Origin of the sequence: Streptomyces sp. NPDC087215 (assembly GCF_044744885.1) — a bacterium.
GTDB lineage: Bacteria > Actinomycetota > Actinomycetes > Streptomycetales > Streptomycetaceae > Streptomyces.
Genome location: NZ_JBIUZD010000018.1, coordinates 75,091 through 92,708 on the forward strand (window position 1 = coordinate 75,091; position 17,618 = coordinate 92,708).

Annotated in this window: 14 protein-coding genes; 12 read left to right on the plus strand and 2 right to left on the minus strand. The window is 72.1% G+C overall.

Annotated elements, in window-relative coordinates; genetic code table 11:
• Positions 1–15 precede the first annotated feature (15 nt).
• From ACIO92_RS30725 to ACIO92_RS30750, 6 genes are read left to right on the plus strand one after another with little or no spacing between them, the layout of a single operon-like run.
• Positions 16–309 (plus strand): ferredoxin family protein, encoded by a 294-nt coding sequence (locus tag ACIO92_RS30725; protein WP_366444602.1) that lies wholly within the window; start codon positions 16–18, stop codon positions 307–309.
• Between the two features lie 22 nt (positions 310–331).
• Entirely contained in the window at positions 332–1,879 is a 1,548-nt protein-coding gene (locus ACIO92_RS30730; protein ID WP_366444603.1) for a radical SAM protein, read from the plus strand.
• Positions 1,880–1,886: 7 nt separating this feature from the next.
• The gene (locus tag ACIO92_RS30735; protein ID WP_402280732.1) at positions 1,887–2,168 is read left to right on the plus strand and encodes an acyl carrier protein; all 282 of its coding nucleotides are present in this window, start codon (positions 1,887–1,889) and stop codon (positions 2,166–2,168) included.
• Between the two features lie 49 nt (positions 2,169–2,217).
• Positions 2,218–2,793, plus strand: coding sequence for an alpha/beta hydrolase (locus ACIO92_RS30740; RefSeq protein WP_351784073.1), 576 nt, complete (start codon positions 2,218–2,220; stop codon positions 2,791–2,793).
• A complete protein-coding gene (locus ACIO92_RS30745) occupies positions 2,790–4,367 on the plus strand; it encodes an amino acid adenylation domain-containing protein (RefSeq protein ID WP_366444605.1) in 1,578 nt (525 codons plus the stop codon). Before ACIO92_RS30740 ends, ACIO92_RS30745 begins: the two co-directional genes overlap by 4 nt.
• 14 nt (positions 4,368–4,381) lie before the next feature.
• Entirely contained in the window at positions 4,382–5,755 is a 1,374-nt protein-coding gene (locus ACIO92_RS30750) for a S8 family serine peptidase (protein WP_366444606.1), read from the plus strand.
• A 138-nt stretch (positions 5,756–5,893) separates the two neighbouring features.
• Here ACIO92_RS30750 and ACIO92_RS30755 read toward each other — a convergent pair whose 3' ends face one another.
• Positions 5,894–6,979: a branched-chain amino acid aminotransferase gene (locus ACIO92_RS30755; RefSeq protein ID WP_402280729.1), complete on the minus strand. Its 1,086-nt coding sequence runs from the start codon at positions 6,977–6,979 to the stop codon at positions 5,894–5,896.
• 115 nt (positions 6,980–7,094) lie between these two features.
• Here ACIO92_RS30755 and acpS point away from each other — a divergent pair, with 115 nt between their 5' ends.
• From acpS to ACIO92_RS30770, 3 genes are all read left to right on the plus strand, one after another.
• Complete coding sequence (gene acpS, locus ACIO92_RS30760) at positions 7,095–7,592, plus strand: holo-ACP synthase (protein WP_366444608.1); 498 nt, start codon at positions 7,095–7,097, stop codon at positions 7,590–7,592.
• A gap of 988 nt (positions 7,593–8,580) precedes the next feature.
• The gene (locus tag ACIO92_RS30765; RefSeq protein WP_366444609.1) at positions 8,581–9,552 is read left to right on the plus strand and encodes an endonuclease/exonuclease/phosphatase family protein; all 972 of its coding nucleotides are present in this window, start codon (positions 8,581–8,583) and stop codon (positions 9,550–9,552) included.
• Between the two features lie 186 nt (positions 9,553–9,738).
• Entirely contained in the window at positions 9,739–10,764 is a 1,026-nt protein-coding gene (locus ACIO92_RS30770) for a LacI family DNA-binding transcriptional regulator (RefSeq protein WP_402280726.1), read from the plus strand.
• A 72-nt stretch (positions 10,765–10,836) separates the two neighbouring features.
• Here the strand turns inward: ACIO92_RS30770 and ACIO92_RS30775 are convergent, their stop codons facing one another.
• On the minus strand, positions 10,837–13,608 hold the full coding sequence (locus tag ACIO92_RS30775) for a glycosyl hydrolase (RefSeq protein WP_402280724.1): 2,772 nt from the start codon (positions 13,606–13,608) through the stop codon (positions 10,837–10,839).
• Positions 13,609–14,086: 478 nt separating this feature from the next.
• Between ACIO92_RS30775 and ACIO92_RS30780 the strand changes: the two genes are divergently transcribed.
• From ACIO92_RS30780 to ACIO92_RS30790, 3 genes are all read left to right on the plus strand, one after another.
• A complete protein-coding gene (locus ACIO92_RS30780; protein WP_402280722.1) occupies positions 14,087–15,412 on the plus strand; it encodes an extracellular solute-binding protein in 1,326 nt (441 codons plus the stop codon).
• A 324-nt stretch (positions 15,413–15,736) separates the two neighbouring features.
• Positions 15,737–16,705 carry a carbohydrate ABC transporter permease gene (locus ACIO92_RS30785; protein WP_401241994.1) on the plus strand — a complete coding sequence of 323 codons (969 nt, stop codon included), beginning with the start codon at positions 15,737–15,739 and terminating at the stop codon, positions 16,703–16,705.
• A complete protein-coding gene (locus ACIO92_RS30790) occupies positions 16,702–17,565 on the plus strand; it encodes a carbohydrate ABC transporter permease (protein WP_366444613.1) in 864 nt (287 codons plus the stop codon). Before ACIO92_RS30785 ends, ACIO92_RS30790 begins: the two co-directional genes overlap by 4 nt.
• The last annotated feature ends 53 nt before the right edge of the window (positions 17,566–17,618 follow it).

A 17,618-nucleotide genomic window follows, 5' to 3' on the forward strand; every position in this document is an offset into this window, starting at 1 on the left:
CGGAGGTACCGAGAGATGGCGTACGTCGTCACCGACGAGTGCATCGGCTGCAAGTACACGGACTGTGTGGACGTCTGCCCCGTGAGCTGTTTCCACGAGGGCCCCGAGATGCTCTACATCGACCCCGAGGAGTGCATCGACTGCAACGCGTGCGTCGCCGAGTGCCCGCCCGAGGCCATCTGGGCGGACGTCGACCTGCCGGAGGAGAAGCTCCGGTGGATCGAGATCAACGGAGAGAAGAGCGCCCAGTACCCGGTCCTCCTCGAGAGCCGGGGTCCCCACGGGGAGCCCTCCAGCCAGCCTTCCTGATCAGAGAGTGGGAGCCGAGGCCATGACAACCCCTGTCGAGAACCCCTTCATGCTCGGGCTCGACTCGAACTTCTATCTGAAGGACGAGTTCGAGAGCCCCGAGAAGCGCACCAACGTCACCTGGTTCTACCCCAAGATCTGCGCCTTCCAGGACGCCCTCGACGACGAGGCGGAGAAGGCCGAGTACTTCTCGTTCCTGGACCGGCAGTCCCACCCGGAGCGGACGGACATCCTGCTCTACTTCCACATCCCGTTCTGCGAGGCGTTCTGCAACTTCTGCGCGTGCTTCAAGGAGTCCGCGGCGAAGTACCAGGGCGAACGGCAGAAGCGTTTCGTCCAGGCCATGGTGAAGGAGATCCAGCGCAACGCGCGCTCGAAGTACTTCCAGGGGACGAAGATCAAGTACGTCCAGTTCGGCGGCGGCACGCCCTCCGCGCTCGAACAGGACTCGATGGCCACCATCCTGGAGGCGGTGCACCGCGAGTTCGACCTCAGCGAGGTCGACGGCATCTCCCTGGAGGGCAGTCCGCTCGGGCTCTCCCAGGACGGCTACATCGAGATGCTGAAGTCGCTGGGCATCACCCGGATCTCCTTCGGCGTGCAGACCCTCGACGAGCAGATCCGGCGCAAGCTCACCATCAAGGCCACCGTCGAGCAGGTCCACCGCACCGCGGAGAACATTCGCAGGGCGGGCATCCGGACCTTCGCCCTGGACCTCATGTACAACCTGCCGGGCCAGGACGACGAGGTCCTCGGCCGGGACCTCCAGGGCATCTGCGCCGAGCTGCGCCCCAGCTTCGTGCAGACCTACCGGTTCAACCAGTGGGAGGGCACCCGGCTCGACCAGCAGATCCGGGCGGGCAAGGTCGCCGACGTGAAGCCGTCGGGCACCATCGAGCGCGAGCAGTACCGGCAGATCAAGGACGGTCTCGCCGGGTACGGCTACGACAAGCAGCTCCTGATCAACTTCTTCACCCATCTCGACGACGCGGGCGAGATCGGCCTCAACCACGCCTGCGGCGGCAACGGTTACCGTGCCAGCTACACCCTGGGCATCGGCCCCGCCGCCGAGAACTACATGGGCGAGCGCAGCTACCGCAACCACACCGACGTGGACCGGTGGATGCGGGAGGTCGAGGAGGGGATCATCCCCATCGAGCAGGGCCGCATCTGCAGCGAGGACGAGGTCGAGAACCGCGTCATGGTCTTCTTCCCCGTCTTCGGCACGGTGCGGAAGGAGGACGTCGCCAACTTCGAGAAGTACCGCCGCGAGGTGGACTGGCTCGTCGAGGGCGGCTACGCGGTGGAGACCGACGAGGACCTGACGCTCACCGAGGTCGGCCGGGAGAACGCGGGCAACATCGCCTTCCTGTTCTACTCCGACGAGGAGAAGGCGCGGGCCCGCCGCACGATGTACCTCTCGCTCAAGAACAAGCGCAACCCCTTCCACCAGGACGCGCAGAACATTCCCAGGACCCCGCTGTTCCTGCAGACCCGGCCGAAGACCGCGGACGAGACCGCCCCGGCGAAGACGCCCGGCGAAGGTCCCGCCGCGCCCGAGAGGAGCTGAACCGAGGGTGAGCGACCGCAAGACCCGGGCGGACATCGAGGACGACCTGCGCGGGGTCATCGCCGATATCTTCCCCCACCAGAAGGTCGAACTGACGCCGGACACGCCCCTGTTCAACGGCGGCCTCTCGCTGAACTCGACCCAGATGATCGAACTGACGCTGGCCTTCGAGACGTTCTACGACATCGAGCTCGAACCCGAGCTGCTGACCGTCGAGAACTTCGCGACCCTGGGCTCGCTGTCCGAGCTGCTCGACGAGCTCCTGGACGACGAGGTGTCCCCTGTCTGAGATCTCCACGGCGGGAGCGGGGCCGCACCGGCCCCGCTCCCGGGCGGACGTGCGGATCGTCCTGATCCACGGGAACGCCGGAGCGAGCGTCGAGGGCATCTGGTTCCCCTATCTCAAGCGGGAGCTGGAGGCCCTCGGCCACCGGGTGGTGGCGCAGACCTTCCCCGACCCCATCAAGGGGCGGCTGCGGTTCTGGCTGCCGTACCTCACGGACGTCGTACGGCCGGACGAGAACACGGTGATCGTCGGGCACTCCTCCGGGGCGCTCGCCGCGTTCCGGTACGCCGAGACGGCGCCGCTGCTCGGTACGTTCGCCGTGGCCGGGCACCACACCGACTGCGGCTACGAGCTGGAGCGGCGCAGCGGGTTCTTCGACCGGCCGTGGGACTGGGACGCCATCCGCGCCAACCAGCGGTTCATCGCCCAGTTCCACTCGAAGGACGACCCCTGGGTGCCCCTGGAGGTCGCCGAGGAGCTGCACGGGCTGACCGGCAGCGACCTCACCGTCCTGGACGGCATGGGCCACTTCGGCTCGTACGAGCAGCGGATGGACACCTTCCCGGAGCTGCTCGAAGCGATCCGGCTCCGGCTCGACTCCCCCCTCACCTGGCAGGAGGACCGATGAGCGGACGGGCGGAGGGCGGTGTGCCCGTGTACGCCGACGAGATCCTGGAAGCCCGGTCCACGAGCGACGCCACGGCCGTGGTGGCGCTGGACACCGGCGAGACGGTGTCGTACCGGACGCTGGCCCGGCGCACCGAGGCCCTGACCGGGCTCCTCGCGGCGCTCGGTGTCGGCAGGGGTTCGACCGTGGCCCTGGTGATGGACAAGTCGATCGCCTCGGTGACGGCGATGTGGGCGGCGCTGCGGCTCGGCGCCCGGTACGTGCCGGTGGACGAGTCGCTGCCCGCCGCCCGCGTCGCGCTGCTGCTCGACCGGTGCGAGCCGACCGTCACCCTCGTCCATCCCGGCCACCGGGCGCTCCTCGACGGGGCTCCCGCGGGCCGGGTGGTGACCGTCGGGGACGGCCCCGGGGAGTGGGACCCGACGGCCGAGTCCGCTCCGCTTCCGGTGGCCGACCCGGCCGGGCGCGACCCGGACGACGCCGCGTACGTGGTGTTCACCTCGGGTTCGACGGGCTCCCCCAAGGGTGTCGTGATCAGCCACCGGGCGCTGTGCGCCTTCCTCGCGGGGGCGCAGGAGACGGTCGGCTTCGAGGAGGGGATGCGCTTCCTCAATGTGGCGCCGCTGTTCTTCGACGCCTCCGTCGTGGACCTCTGGTCGACGTTCCTGGTCGGCGGGAGCGTGCATCTGCTGCCCCGGCTGCGGATGCCGACGCAGATCACCCGGGCGGTCGAGGAGTGGCGGATCACGGACACGCTGCTCGTCCCCTCGGTGATCCGGATGCTGGTGGGCCGCTTCAGCGACGCGGCCCGCCGCGACCTCGGCTCGCTGCGGCGGCTCTGGTTCGGCGGCGAGTCCTGTCCGGTGGCGGTGCTGCGCGCGTTCGCCGAGCGGGTGCCGGGGCTCACGTACGTCCACGGGTACGGGCCGACCGAGACCACGCACAGCGCGACGCTCTTCCTGGTGGACGACATCGCCGGGTACGGGGAGGAGTTCCTGCCGATCGGCGGGCCCCTGCCGTCGGTGGACGTGCTCGTGGTCGACGACGCCCTGCGGCCGGTGCCGGACGGGGCCACCGGGGAACTGCTCATCGGCGGGCCCCAGGTGATGACGGGGTACTGCGGGGAACCCGGACGCACCGCCCGTGCCGTGGTGGAGCCGCTGGGGCCCGGCGGCGGTCGCTACTACCGCTCCGGTGACTACGTCCGCCGCCGCACGGACGGCGCGCTCGTGTTCCTGGGCCGCCGCGACGACGCCCTGAAGATCAACGGGAACCTCGTCCACCTGTCGGAGGTGGAGGCGGCGACCCTCGCCGTGCCCGGGGTGGGCGACTGCTGCGCGGTGCCGGAGGACCACGCCCTGACGGGCCGGTCCATCACCCTCTTCGTCCTGGGCGGCGGCCCCGGTCCGGACGGCGGGCCCCCCGGGGAGCCGGAGCTGCGCCACGCCCTGGCCCTGCGGCTGCCCGACTACATGCTGCCCGCCCGGATCACCTTCCTCACCGACGAGGACGTGAACCTGACCCCGTCCGGCAAGCTCGACCGGCGGCGCCTGCGGGCGCTCACGACCGGCTGAAGGGAAGGCACCCCATGGTGGAGGAGGAGTTCGCCCGCTTCGAGGAGCACGGCACCCTCACCGTCGTCCCCCGCTCGGCCGGCGGACGGCGGATCGGCTCCGACCCCGGGCAGCTCCTGCGCCACCCCGTGACGGAGTTCCTGCCGCCCCCGGGGGCCGTGGACCGGCTCGCCGACGCGTACGCCCGCGAGGGGCTGCGCGTCGAGGCCCGCACCGGCGCGGGACTGACCGTGTCCGGCGGGAACGCCCTGCTCGCGGAGGTCTTCGGGAGCCCGGTCCGCCCGGTCCGCAACAAGTACATCCGGGGTTCCGTACGGTACGAGACCCGGGCCGCGGGCCCGCTGCGCTCCCGTGTCCTGCCGGAACTCGTCGACGACGTCCAGGTCCCCAGGTCAGGCTTCGAACTGGCGGTGAGCGCCACTCCTCCGCTCCCCCGCACCGACCGTTTCCTGCGGCTCCCCGAGGACGCGGTGCGGGTCGCGGGCGCCGGGCCGCTGCACGCCGCCGGGATCAGGGGCGAGGGCGTCCGGGTGGTGATGGTCGACACCGGTCTCTACGCGCATCCGCACCACCGGGCGCACGGCTACACGACGTCCGTGGTGCCCGCGCTGGCCGCCTTCGACCCCGCCGCCGACGAACGCGGCCACGGCACGGCCATGTCGGCGCTGCTGCTCGCGGTCGCGCCCCGGGCCGAGCTGACCATGGTGAAGATGGCGAACGAGGGCTTCTCGTTCCCGCTGGCGGCGTTCCAGCGGGCCGTACAGCTGTCCCCCGACGTCATCTCGTGCAGCTGGGGGACCCTGCGCGCCGAGCCGCAGCTGCATCTGGAGGTCGCCGACGCCGTCCGGCGGGGCATCACCGTCCTCTTCGCGGCGGGCAACGGATCCACCGACCGGCCCTCCGCCATGTTCCAGTCGGTGGCCACTCCCGGCGCGCTCACCGTCGGCGGGGCGCACCTCTCCCCCCGGGGGGCGCTGCGCGCGGCCGACCTGGCGTCGAGCTACCGCTCCGCGGTGTTCCCCGGCCGGAGCGTGCCGGATCTGTCGGGTCCCTGCGGACTCCTTCCGCACGGGGACTACATCGTCTTCCCGACCCAGCCGGGCTGTCTCTTCGACCGGCGCAACAGCGCGTACGACGGGACCGCCCCGGACGACGGCTGGCTGGTGTCCAGCGGGACGTCGGGGGCGACGGCGTACGCGGCGGGCGTGGTGGCGCTGGCCGTGCAGCGGGGTGTCGGCGGGGGCCGTGCCCTGCGGGCGGAGGACCTGGCCGACGTCTGTCTGCCGGTCACCGAGGGGGTGACGTCCACCGGGGACGACTGCGGGGGCAGCTGCCCGAACGAGGCGGTGGGCCTGGGCCTGCTGACGGCGGGCGGGCTCGGGGCCTGACGGCTCCCGATGCCGAGCACCGGGGCGCGGGGCACGGGCCCCGGGGCGCAAGGGCGGCCCCTCCGCGCGTCCGTGCCCGGACGGCCCGGGGCGGGGAGCCACCGGACCGTCGGGAGCGCGGTCCCGGACGAGGCGGTCTCAGACGAGACGGTGCATCCAGCCGTGCGGGTCCTCCGCCCGGCCGAACTGGATGTCCACCAGACGGCGGCGCAGCCGCATGGTCACCGAGTCCTCGGCGCCCGTGTCCGGGGCGACGACCTCGCCGCCGTCCCACACCAGCCGTCCGACCGGGGTGACGACGGCGCCGGTGCCGCAGGCGAAGACCTCGCGGATCGCGCCGGTCCGCGCCCCTTCCTGCCACTCGGTGATCGGGACGGGACGTTCCTCGACCTCCAGACCCGCCTCCTTGGCGAGGGCCAGGATCGAGGCGCGGGTGACGCCCTCCAGGATCGTGCCCAGTTCCGGGGTGACGAGCCTGCCGTCGTCGGTGACGAAGTACAGGTTCATCCCGCCGAGTTCCTCGACGTACCGGCCCTCCGCCGCGTCGAGGAAGCAGACCTGGTCGCAGCCGTGCTCGGCGGCCTCCCGCATCGGGGCGAGGCTGGCCGCGTAGTTGCCGCCGCACTTGGCGGCGCCCGTGCCGCCGCGCCCGGCCCGGGTGTAGTCGGTGGAGAGCCAGATCGACACCGGCTTCACCCCGCCCGAGAAGTACGGGCCGACGGGCGAGGCGATCACCATGTACGTGACCTCGGCGGCGGGCCGCACGCCGAGGAAGGGCTCGGAGGCGAACATGAACGGGCGCAGATAGAGGCTCTGTTCCTCGCCGGTCGGCACCCAGTCGCGGTCGGCCCTGACGAGTTCGGTGACCGATTCCAGGAACGCGGACAGCGGGAGTTCCGGCAGGGCGAGGCGCCGGGCCGAGCGGGCGAACCGCTCTCCGTTGGCCTCCGGACGGAAGGTACGGACCGAGCCGTCCGCGTGCCGGTAGGCCTTCATCCCCTCGAAGATCTCCTGCGCGTAGTGCAGGACCGCCGCCGCCGGGTGCATGGGGACGGGGGCGAACGGGATCACGGCCGCGTCGCCCCAGCCGCCGTCCTCCGTCCACACGGCGCGGGCCATGTGATCGGTGAAGTACTGGCCGAACTTGGGGTCGGCCAGTATCTCGGCGCGCCGCTCGGGACCGGTGGGACGGGGGTGGGGCTGAAGCGTGAACCGCAGACTCATCGCGGGGACCCTCTCGGTCGGCGCTCGGTATCGGCGCGCGCTTGCTCCATCATGGGTGACGGCACGGCACCATATCGGCCGATCGCGCGGCGGAGCAAGAGAGTTGGATCTTGGCATGATGATCGGATCGATGAGCGGCGGCGAGGCCGCGCGGAAGGTCGGCGGGAACCTCGGGGAGAGCGGCCGGGACGTCGGGGAGGCGGCGGCGCGGGCGGCCCGCGCCCTGATCGGCAGACGGGTCCTGAACGTGGGCACGGACCTGGTGGAGGTGGACGAGATGCGGGCCGTCCTGGAGCGTCAACCGCGCTTCGCGGAGCGGGTGTTCACCGAGCAGGAACGCGCCTACTGCGGCATCCCGGCGGACTGCGCCGAGCGGTACGCCGTACGGTTCGCCGCCAAGGAGGCGGTGCTCAAGGCGCTGGGGGTGGGCCTCAACGGTTCCGTGCTCACCGAGATCGAGGTGGTCCGCGATCCGTCCGGCAGCCCCTCGCTGCGGCTGACGGGCCGCGCCGCCGCGCTCGCGGAGGAGGCGGGGGTACGGTCCTGGCTGATCACCCTCACCCACACCCGCACCCTGGCACACGCCTTCGTGGCGGGACTGTACGAGGACTGACCCGGGGCCGGGGCCGGGGCCGGGGCCGGGGGACGCCGTCGCCGGGGCCCGGTCGGGGCCCGATGGGCCGTCACCCGGCCCCGGCCCGGCCCGGGTACACGGTCCGCGCGCACCCGGGCGTTCCCCATGGATGCCGGAAGGGGTCCGTACGGGAGCGGGTCCAGCGGGCGGGTCGCCCGTCCGGCCGTCTCCAGGGGCAGGTGCGGGGCCTTCGGAACGGTCCGGTCCCCGGCCGGAAGGGAGTGCGGCCCGCTCGTGACCGCTTGCCCGCCACCACGGCACCGGAAGGCGGGGTCGGCGGGGAGGCCGCGCCGGGCCTCGGCGGCCCGCGCGGGCCCGTAGGCCCGTAGGCCCGTCCCCCAGGCCTACCGCCGAGCCCGATGAGCCGATGCCCGACGGTGTCCCGGAACCAGGGCGGATGGGCCGGGGGCCGCCGCCGCGCCCGCCGGTCATGGCGCCGACGAAGGCCCCGGGCTTGGTCCGGGTCCGGGCTTGGTCCGGGTCCTGGTCCGATTCAGGACACCCGCCATTTCCCCCACGGTTCCCCGTGCGTCGCCGACTGCCCCGGGATCGTGGACGGCGACCCGGTCGGCGTGGAGGCGGAGGTGTGCGCCTGCCGGAGAACGGGCACCAGGGCTTCGAGCGAGACGGTCGTGCCGTGGATCCTGGCACGGGGCGCTGACAGCCCCTCGAAGGACCACCAGGACAGTCTGCCCCGGAAAGTCTGTAATGCACCGCTTCCTATGGCCGTACACCGCGTTGAGTCCGGCGTGGAGAGACGCGCAGCCGCACAGGGCATCGGCACCCCGCAACCACCACCCCGGCAGAGGGAACCGACCGGCCCTCCGCCGGACCCGCACGCCCGGCGCCGGGCGGCCGTGCGCTCGCACGGCCCTTCGGCAACCACCCCTCGGTACGGAACACACCACGGCCCTCCATCGCCTTTCGGCCACCCCGAGAGCCCGTCACCGTCCCTAAGGAAGCCCCTGTGAGAAGTCTCAGAACGCTTGCCGCGACGCTCACGACCGCGGCGGCACTCCTCTTCACCACGCTCGCCTCCCCCACCCCCGCCGCCGCCGACACCGTGCCCGTCGACACCCCGCAGAGCCTGCGGTACGTCACCTACAACATCTGCGGCCACTCCTGCCCCGAGGGCAAGGGCCCCGCCCCGGGGGGCTACAGCAACGCGCGGCGGATCGCCGCCGTCGTCGCGGAGGCGTCCGGGCTCTGGAAGGCCGACCAGATCCATCTCCAGGAGGTCTGCCAGCAGCAGTACGACGAACTCGGCGCCAAGCTCGCGCCCCTGGGGTTCAGCGGGAAGTTCGCCGCCACCGTCACCGGCAAGGCGACGGTCTGCGGCGGCCAGGCGTACGGGGTCGCCGTCTTCGTCAAGGGCACCGTCGTCCGGACGGCGACGATCGAGCTGACCCAGAGCAACGAGCGGGAGCTCATCCGCGTCCCCTGCGTGCAGAGCCTCTACCGGTCCAGGCTGAGCTGGGCCTGCTCCATCCATCTGTACTGGGACGACAACTCCCTGCGTGACGCCGAGGCCGCGGTCCTGCGCCGGCAGGCCGAGAGCTGGGAGCGGGCCGGGACCCCGGTCGTCCTGGGCGGGGACTTCAACGGGTTCCCCGACGAGGACTTCATGGACGGCTTCTACCGCCCCGCGCTCGGCGGCGGCGCCCAAGGCGTCTTCGACGAGGCGGACCAGACCGACAACAACCCCCGCAACACCCCGGCGTGCGCGGCCGGAACCCGGCTCTGCCGTGGTGGCGAGCCGACGTTCAGGGGCCCCGGCTGCCCGCCCGTCACCGTGCCGGAGACCCTGACCGACTGCAAGATCGACTACATCTTCTTCAGCTCGCGCCACTTCAGGCACGTCGTCGGGGACTCCATGCCCCTCGACAACAGGGTGACCGACCACCACATGGTGCGCGGCGCGGCCGACTGGATCGGCTGACACTCCCCCGTAACCGGCCGGTACGGCGAAGCCCTCCGCGCGGTGGCACGACCCCACCGCGCGGAGGGCTCCGGCGTACCCCGCCGCACGGTTCTGGGAGCGCTCTCAGCGGCCCGGGGCTGCGGATATCATCCCCGGGGGCGCGCACGGCCGCCCGCCACGCGACGCAGCCGAGGAGCGCCCGACTTGTCCGAGCAGACCACGGGGTCACGCCCCACGCTGGAAGCCGTCGCCGCGCGCGCGGGCGTGTCCCGCGCCACGGCCTCCCGGGTCGTGAACGGCGGCGCGGGTGTCCGCGCCCCGCTGGTCGAGAAGGTCCGCAGGGCCGTCGAGGAACTCGGCTACGTGCCCAACCACGCGGCGCGCACCCTGGTCACCCGGCGCAACGGAGCGGTGGCGGTGATCATCGCCGAGCCCGAGTTCCGGATCTTCTCCGACCCGTTCTTCGAGCAGCAGGTACGGGGCATCAGCCGTGAGCTGACCTCGCACGACGCCCAGTTGGTGCTGCTCTGGGCGGAGGGGCCGGGCGATCACGACCGGATCGCCCGCTATCTCGGCGGGGGGCATGTCGACGGGGCGCTCGCGTTCTCCCTGCACGGGGAGGACGCGCTGCCCGGCCTGATCGACCGGGCCCGGGTCCCCGTGGTGCTCGGCGGGCGTCCGGCGCCGGGGACCGGTCCCGGGGTGCCGTTCGTCGACTGCGACAACCGTGGTGGCGCCCGGGAGGCGGTACGGCATCTGGTGGGTCTCGGCCGCCGGAACATCGCGCACCTCTCGGGGCCCCGGGACCAGACGTCCGCCCTCGACCGGCTGCACGGCTACCGCGACGTCCTCGTGGACGCCGATCCCGCCCTGCTGTGCCGGGGCGACTTCACCGAGGAGAGCGGTGCGCGCGCGATGGCGGAGCTGCTCGACCGGCGGCCGGACGTCGACGGGGTGTTCGTCGCCAACGACCTGATGGCGGCGGGGGCGTTGCTGACCCTGCGGGAGCGGGGGCTGCGGGTGCCGGAGGACGTGGCGGTGGTCGGTTTCGACGACATGGCGTCGGTGGTCCGCAGGACCGACCCGGCCCTGACGACGGTGCACCAGGACGTCGAGGGCATGGGCCGGCTGATGGTACGGCTGCTGATGAGACTGCTCGACGGGACCGGTCCGGGAGGCCCCGCCTCCGTGATCACCCCCACGTCCCTGGTCCGCCGCGCCTCGGCCTGAGGACACACGAGCACACGAGGGCGGCGGCCCGGGGACGCCCCGGGCCGCCGCCCCCTTTCCCGCGCCTCGCGGTCAGTCGTACGGGATCACGAGCACCGAGCGGTCCGTGCCCGTCTGGAGCCGGGAGTCGGCGTTCCCGATGGCGCTCCACACCTCCAGGCGGACGGTGCCGCCGCGCAGGTCGGCGAGGGTTCCGGTGGTGGACCGCAGGCCGCGCGCCTGGCCGTACTCCTCCCAGCCCGTCACCGGGTCGGTCGCGAAGTACTGGTAGGTCTCGGTGCGGTCGAAGGTGCCGTCGCCGGTGAAGTCGTAGCTGATCCTGGCCTGCTGGCCGAGACCGACGGCCGTACCGGCGTCGACCTGGAGGCGGAAGGCGGTGGAACCGCCGCCCCTGAGCGTGCCGTTGACGTTCCGGGCCTGGTAGACGAGGGGCCGGTTCGGGGTGCCGTCGTAGGTGCCGCCCTGTGCCGAGGGGACGGTGTCGCTGACGGCCGTCGTGCCGGTGGCCGTGGTGAGCGTCCCCCCGGTGCGGAGCTGGAAGGTGTTGCCGGTGGGGGGCTCGGGGTCGGGTCCCGGGCCACCCGCGCCGGTGCCGGTCGCGGTGGAACGGGCCGGTACGGAGAGGGACTTCCCGTCCGAGAACGTGACGGTACGGGCGGTGGAACCGTGGTTGTGGGCGGCGTACGTCCGGGTGGCGCCCTTGGTGAAGACGGCGGAGGTGGGGACGGAGCCGGTGACGGTCGCGTCGGGTGCGCCGAGGGTGTCGAGGGCGGTGAGCCAGTGGTAGGTGTGGGCCTTGGACTCGCCCGCCTCCGGGGTGTATCCGGCGTTGCCCGCGTCCCATTTGGCCTTGGCGGCGGCGGGGTCGGCGAAGGACTGGAACTCCCACAGGATGTCCCGCCATTCGACGGCGGGGCCGCCGTTCTCCCGTTCCATCTCGGCGATGTTGCGCCGGACGGCTTCCTTGTGCCCGCCGAGGTGGAGCGAACCACCGGTCACGGGAAGGACGTTGATGCCGTGGATCTCCTCGGGGTTGGCGGTCCACCAGGTGGAGTACGCGCCGCCGCTGCCCCAGACCATGCCCACGGTGTCGTGTCCGAAGGAGCCGGGGAAGACCTGCTGGTCGGCGTCGAACCAGTACTGGGCGACGGCCTCGCCCTCGGTGGTGAGGAGGTAGGCGCCGAGGTCGCGGAGCGAGGTGTCCCCGGTCGCGGAGCCCCAGAGGACCAGGGCGGCGCTGAGGTTGGTGGACTCGGAGGAGGACTCCTGGTTGTTCCCTGCGGCGAAACCCTGGTGGCCACTGGCCCAGCTGTGTCCCGCGTAGACGTCGAAGCCGCGCAGGAACGGGAAGGCGGTGTCGGTGCGGCTCGGATTGGCGGTGTCGCGGACCAGGGTCCTCACCATGGTGCCCCAGGCGGAGTCGGCGGCCCAGCCGGGGTCGTACTGGGCGACGATCGCGGCGGCGTACACGTAGTAGCCGTAGTGGAAGTGGTGGTCGTTCAGCTCGGTGTCGCTGCCGTAGGAGGCCGGGTAGCCGGTGAGGGTCTTCCAGACCCGGTCGTACGAGAACTCGTTGGCGCCCCCGGCGGTGAACCAGTCCTGGAGGCGTCCCTTGATCTGGCCCAGGAGCTTGTCCCGGAGCGCGGTGTCGCCGATCTGGTCGGCGAGCGGCACCAGTTGGGCGAGCTTTCCCAGTGCCTTGCCCGTCCAGTAGGTGTCGACGGCCCCGGAGAAGGGGTCGGCCGAGTTCGCCACCTCGGCGAGGTGTCCGCGCAGTCGCGCGGTGTCGGCTCCGGTGCCGCCGGGCAGTGCGGGCAGGACGGCGGCGGACCGCTGGGAGGTGCTGAAGGAGGCCGCCTCGCGGACCTTCATGGTGCCGCGCGGCGAGACGTAGGTGTACGGGGTGAGCGGGTCGGTGGTGTGCAGCCACTGGTGGCGGTAGAGCGCCTGGAGGGTGCCGCGTTCGGCGCCCTCCTTCGGCTCGGTGGTGAGGGAGTAGGTGGCGCGGACGGTCCCGGCGTCGTAGCTCCAGTTCACGGCGGAGCCGGTGACGAAGCTGTACGCGTACTTCCGGTAGGTGGCGAGGGCGTCGGTGGACGGCAGGACCGCGACGGAGAAGTAGTCCCGGCCGCCGAGCCCGGCGGTGACGGTCGTGCCGGAGACGGTCCAGTCGGTGCCGGTGGGCGAGAAGAGGGCGTAGTGGTGGCCCGCGACGGTGATGCCGAGGACGTTGCCCTGGTCGGCGAAGACGGCGGGGGGTGCGGCGGTGGTGATCCGGGCGTCGCCGCCGGTGCCCTTGGCGTACACGAAGGGCAGGCCGTGGCCGATGGTGGTGCGCAGGGTGCGGGTGCCGTCGGACCAGTAGGGGGTGACGGTCCAGTCGGACCAGGCGTCGGCCTTGGTGTCGGGCGAGTTCAGACCGGTGAGGCCGAGGGTGAGGTCCCGCTTGTGGGGGAACTCGTACTGGCGCCCGTCGCCCACGATCGCGGGGCTGGTCGGATAGCCGACCTCCAGACCTCCGGCGACGGCCTGGTAGGTGAGCGGGTGGCCGTACATGGGGGTGGACCAGGGGTTGTCGCCGTACCGCTGGAAGGCGAGGGAGGACCACCAGTCGTTGGTGGGGACCGGCTTGCCCTGGGCCGCGGCGGTGACCTTGGGGGTGACGGGCGCGCCCGTGTTCGTGGTCGGGCCGGAGGTTCCGGCGGGGCGGGTGTCGGAGTAACTCCCGGCACCCGCGGGGACGGTGGCGGCCACGGCCGGGGTCACGGCGGGGCCGAGCCCGAGGGCGGCGAGGGCGGAGACCAGGACCAGCGCGGCGGCGGGCCTGGGACGGGGGGCTGGCATGTGCGGCACCTCATGTCGTGGGGACGAGTGGGGGCACGGGGAACACGCGGGGAAGGGGATCGCACGGAAGGAGGAGGACCGCGCGACTCCTCGGGAGCGTCCCGGCTCCTTCGGTCGTCGTCGGCCGTCGGCCGTCTTCAGTCGCCTTCAGTCGTCGGCCGCCGTCGTCTGTCGTCGGCCGTCTTCAGTGGTCTTCGCTCGTCTTCGAGCATTGTCGAGAGCGCTCTCAGAACGCCGGAAACGTAGAACCGCCGAAACGCGCGTGTCAAGAGGGTGAACACAAGCGGGAGTTGGCGCCCGCTCTCGTCCGTTACGTCTTCGAGCCTTGACGGAACGGCTTGTTCGCGGGCACGCTCCCCCCGCATGGTTGAGAGCGCTCTCAGGGAATCGCTCTCGACGATCCGCCCCTCAGGGGGCGTCTTCGGGCGCTCCCGCCCGTCCCCGCCCCGCCCGCTTCCGGAGCCAAGGAGGCTTCCCCATGCCCATCGCCCGAGCCGCCGTCACCGTCCGTGCCGCCCAGGCCAGAAGAACCGCCGTCCGCCTCGGCGCGGTCACGCTCGCCGGGGCCCTGCTCGCCGCCTGCGGGTCCTCCGGGGGCGGAGCCGCCGACGGGGCCGGAGGCCGGATCACCCTCACCGTGGACCTGTTCGGCTCCTTCGGGTACAAGGAGGCGGGCCTGTACGCCGAGTACGAGAAGCTCCACCCGGGCGTCACCGTCAAGCAGACCGACACCGAGGACGAGAACGACTACTGGAAGTCCCTCCAGACCCGGCTCGCCGGGGGCGGCGGCCTCGCGGACGTGCAGGGCGTCGAGGTCGGCCGGATCGCCTCCGTCGCCCAGCAGCAGTCCGACAAGTTCGAGGACCTGAGGAAGTACGGCGCCGAGGGCCTCAGGAACGAGTTCGCCCCCGCCAAGTGGGCCGCCGCCACCGGACGCGGCGGCGAGGTCCTCGGCCTCGGCACCGACGTCGGCCCCGAGGCCATGTGCTACCGCACGGACCTCCTCCGGCAGGCCGGGCTGCCCACCGACCGGGCCGAGCTGGCGAAGAAGTGGGCGACCTGGGACGGCTACCTGGCCCTCGGCAAGCGGTACAAGGCCGCGGCACCCGGAAAAAGCGCCTGGCTCGACAGCGTCGGCAGCCTGTACTCGATCATGATCGGACAGGAGAAGGAGCGGTACTACGACGCCTCGGGCAAGCTGATCTGGGAGGAGAACCCCGCTCTGCGCAGCGCCTGGGACCATTCCGTGAAGGCGGCCCGGGACGGGCTGAGCGCCAAGCTCGACCAGTGGTCCCCGCAGTGGAACCAGGCCTTCGCGGCCGGCTCCTTCGCCACCATCCCCTGCCCGGCGTGGATGCTCGGCTACATCAAGGGGCAGGCCGGTGAGAGCGGCAAGGGCAGGTGGGACATCGCGGCGCTGCCCGGCGGCGCCGGGAACTGGGGCGGCTCCTACCTCACCGTCCCCAGGGCCGCGAAGCACAAGAAGGAGGCGTACGAGCTGATCAAGTGGCTCACCGCGCCCGAGCAGCAGCGGCGCCTCTTCGAGAAGCAGGGCAACTTCCCGTCGGCGACGGGCGCGATCGACAAGGTCGCCGGTGCCAGGGACCCGTACTTCTCCGGCGCGCCCATCGGGCAGGTCTTCGGCGACGCGGCGAAGGCGGCCCCGGTCCAGGTCCTCGGCGTGCACGACCAGAACATCGCCCAGCAGATCACCAACGCGCTGAGCGAGGTCGAGCGCAAGGGGGTCTCGCCCGACAAGGCGTGGTCGAACGCGAGGAAGGGCGTCGCCAACACCATCGGCTGACCCCGCGCCCGCACTGCCGGGGCGCGGCTCCGGCGCAACTGCCTTGCCCGGTAACCGCATTGCCTGCCCACCGCCCGCACCGCCCCTGCCGGGGCGCGGCTCCGGCAGACCTCCCGCCCCTCGGGCCGCGCCGCTTCCCCGCTCCGCACGCCGCGCCGTCCGGCACCGGTCCGGCGGAACTCCCTCGCACCGGAGCCGTATCACTCCCCTGATCCGCGCGCCGCCACCGGATCGCGGGCCCCCGGCGGCCCCCGTCCTTCCCCTCTCCCGCCGCGATCCCCTCCCTGTGTCTCCGTGTCTCCGTTACCTTCGAAGGGCCGCGCCGTGACCCTCACCGCATCCGCGTCCCCGGCACCGCCGAGGTCCGTCCCGCCACCGCCCGTGCGGCGGGGTCCGGTCCGGCGGGCCTGGCGGACGTTCTCGCCGTACGCCTACATCGCCCCGTTCTTCACCCTGTTCGCCGCCTTCGGGCTCTTCCCGCTGCTCTACACGGCCTACGTCTCGCTGTACCGGGTGGAGCTCCAGACGCCCGGCACCATGGAGTGGCGTGGGCTCGGCAACTACACCGCGCTCTTCGGGGACGAGTACTTCTGGACCGCGCTCCGGAACACCTTCACCATCGGCGTGCTGTCCACCGTGCCGCAGCTGGTGATGGCACTCGGCCTGGCGCATCTGCTCAACTACCGGATGCGGGGCCGTACTTTCCTGCGCACGGCGGTCCTCCTGCCGTACGCGACCTCGGTGGCCGCCGCGACCCTCGTCTTCGCGCAGCTCTTCGGCCGGGACTTCGGCCTCGTCAACCATCTGCTCGGGCTCGTCGGCGTCGGTCCCGTCGACTGGCAGAACGGCACCGTCGCCTCCCAGATCGCCGTGTCCACGATCGTCGTCTGGCGCTGGACCGGCTACAACGCGCTGATCTACCTGGCCGGGATGCAGTCGATCCCGAACGAGCTGTACGAGGCCGCCGCCATGGACGGCGCCTCGCGGTGGCGCCAGTTCTTCCACGTCACGCTGCCGGGGCTGCGGCCCACGATCCTGTTCACCGTCGTCGTCTCCACGATCGGCGCGACCCAGCTCTTCGGGGAGCCGCTGCTGCTCGAAGGGTCGGTCTCGGGCGGCATCTCCCACCAGTACCAGACGCTCGGCCTCTACCTGTACGAGCAGGGCTGGGGCTTCTTCCATCTGGGCCGGGCCGCCGCCATCGCCTGGGTGATGTTCCTGCTCATCGTGGCGCTCGTCGGGCTCAACGCCCTGATCGTGCGCCGCCGTTCCCGCAAGGAGGCCGGTCGATGACCGTGCACGCGCCCCGGCGCCCCGGCGCCGCCAGGGCGGGCCGCACCCTGCACGCGGGGCCGTTGGCGTACGGCATCCTCGTCCTCGCCGTCCTGGTCTCCGCCTTCCCCTTCTACTGGACGATCGTCGCCGCGAGCCGGTCCAACGCCGATCTGGCGCGGGTCCCGCCGACGCTCCTGCCGGGCCCGAACCTGATCCGCAACTTCGAGGCGGTCCTCGAAGAGGCGGACATCGGCAAGGCCCTGGTCAACTCGTTCATCGTCTCCGGCTCGGTCACCCTCGGCACGGTGCTGTGCTGCACGCTCGCCGGTTTCGCCTTCGCCAAGCTCCGCTTCCGGGGCCGGGGCGCGCTCCTCGCGGTCACCGTGGGCACCATGATGATCCCGCCGCAGCTCGGGGTGATCCCGCTGTTCATGCTGATCGCCGAACTCGGCTGGGTGAACCAGCTGCAGTCGGTGATCCTGCCGGGTCTGGTGTCGGCGTTCGGGGTGTTCTTCATGCGCCAGTACCTGGTGCAGTCGCTCCCGGACGAGCTGATCGAGGCCGCGCGGGTCGACGGCGCTTCCACGGGCCGGATCTTCTGGTCGATCGTGGTGCCGATCGCGCGGCCCGGCATGGCCGTGCTCGGGCTGCTGACCTTCATGGCGTCCTGGAACGACTTCTTCTGGCCGGTGGTCGCCCTCACCTCGTCCGAGCCGACCGTGCAGGTGGCCCTGCGCCAGCTCGGCGGCGGCTATGTGCACGACCAGTCCGTGATCATGGCGGGCACCCTGCTCGGGACGCTGCCGGTGCTGCTGGTCTTCGGTCTCCTCGGCCGTCAGATCGTCGGCGGCATCATGCAGGGCGCGGTCAAGGGCTGACCTCCCGCCGAAGCCCCGCCCCCTCCTCCTCCGACCTCTCATCCCAGGGAGCC

Excerpts from the sequence above, each read along its gene's own strand:
- ACIO92_RS30725 (WP_366444602.1), top strand. The coding sequence starts at position 16 with ATGGCGTACGTCGTCACCGACGAGTGCATCGGCTGCAAGTACACGGAC.
- ACIO92_RS30730 (WP_366444603.1), top strand. The coding sequence starts at position 332 with ATGACAACCCCTGTCGAGAACCCCTTCATGCTCGGGCTCGACTCGAAC.
- ACIO92_RS30745 (WP_366444605.1), top strand. The coding sequence starts at position 2,790 with ATGAGCGGACGGGCGGAGGGCGGTGTGCCCGTGTACGCCGACGAGATC.
- ACIO92_RS30750 (WP_366444606.1), top strand. The coding sequence starts at position 4,382 with ATGGTGGAGGAGGAGTTCGCCCGCTTCGAGGAGCACGGCACCCTCACC.
- ACIO92_RS30755 (WP_402280729.1), bottom strand. The coding sequence starts at position 6,979 with ATGAGTCTGCGGTTCACGCTTCAGCCCCACCCCCGTCCCACCGGTCCC.
- acpS (WP_366444608.1), top strand. The coding sequence starts at position 7,095 with ATGATGATCGGATCGATGAGCGGCGGCGAGGCCGCGCGGAAGGTCGGC.
- ACIO92_RS30775 (WP_402280724.1), bottom strand. The coding sequence starts at position 13,608 with ATGCCAGCCCCCCGTCCCAGGCCCGCCGCCGCGCTGGTCCTGGTCTCC.
- ACIO92_RS30780 (WP_402280722.1), top strand. The coding sequence starts at position 14,087 with ATGCCCATCGCCCGAGCCGCCGTCACCGTCCGTGCCGCCCAGGCCAGA.
- ACIO92_RS30790 (WP_366444613.1), top strand. The coding sequence starts at position 16,702 with ATGACCGTGCACGCGCCCCGGCGCCCCGGCGCCGCCAGGGCGGGCCGC.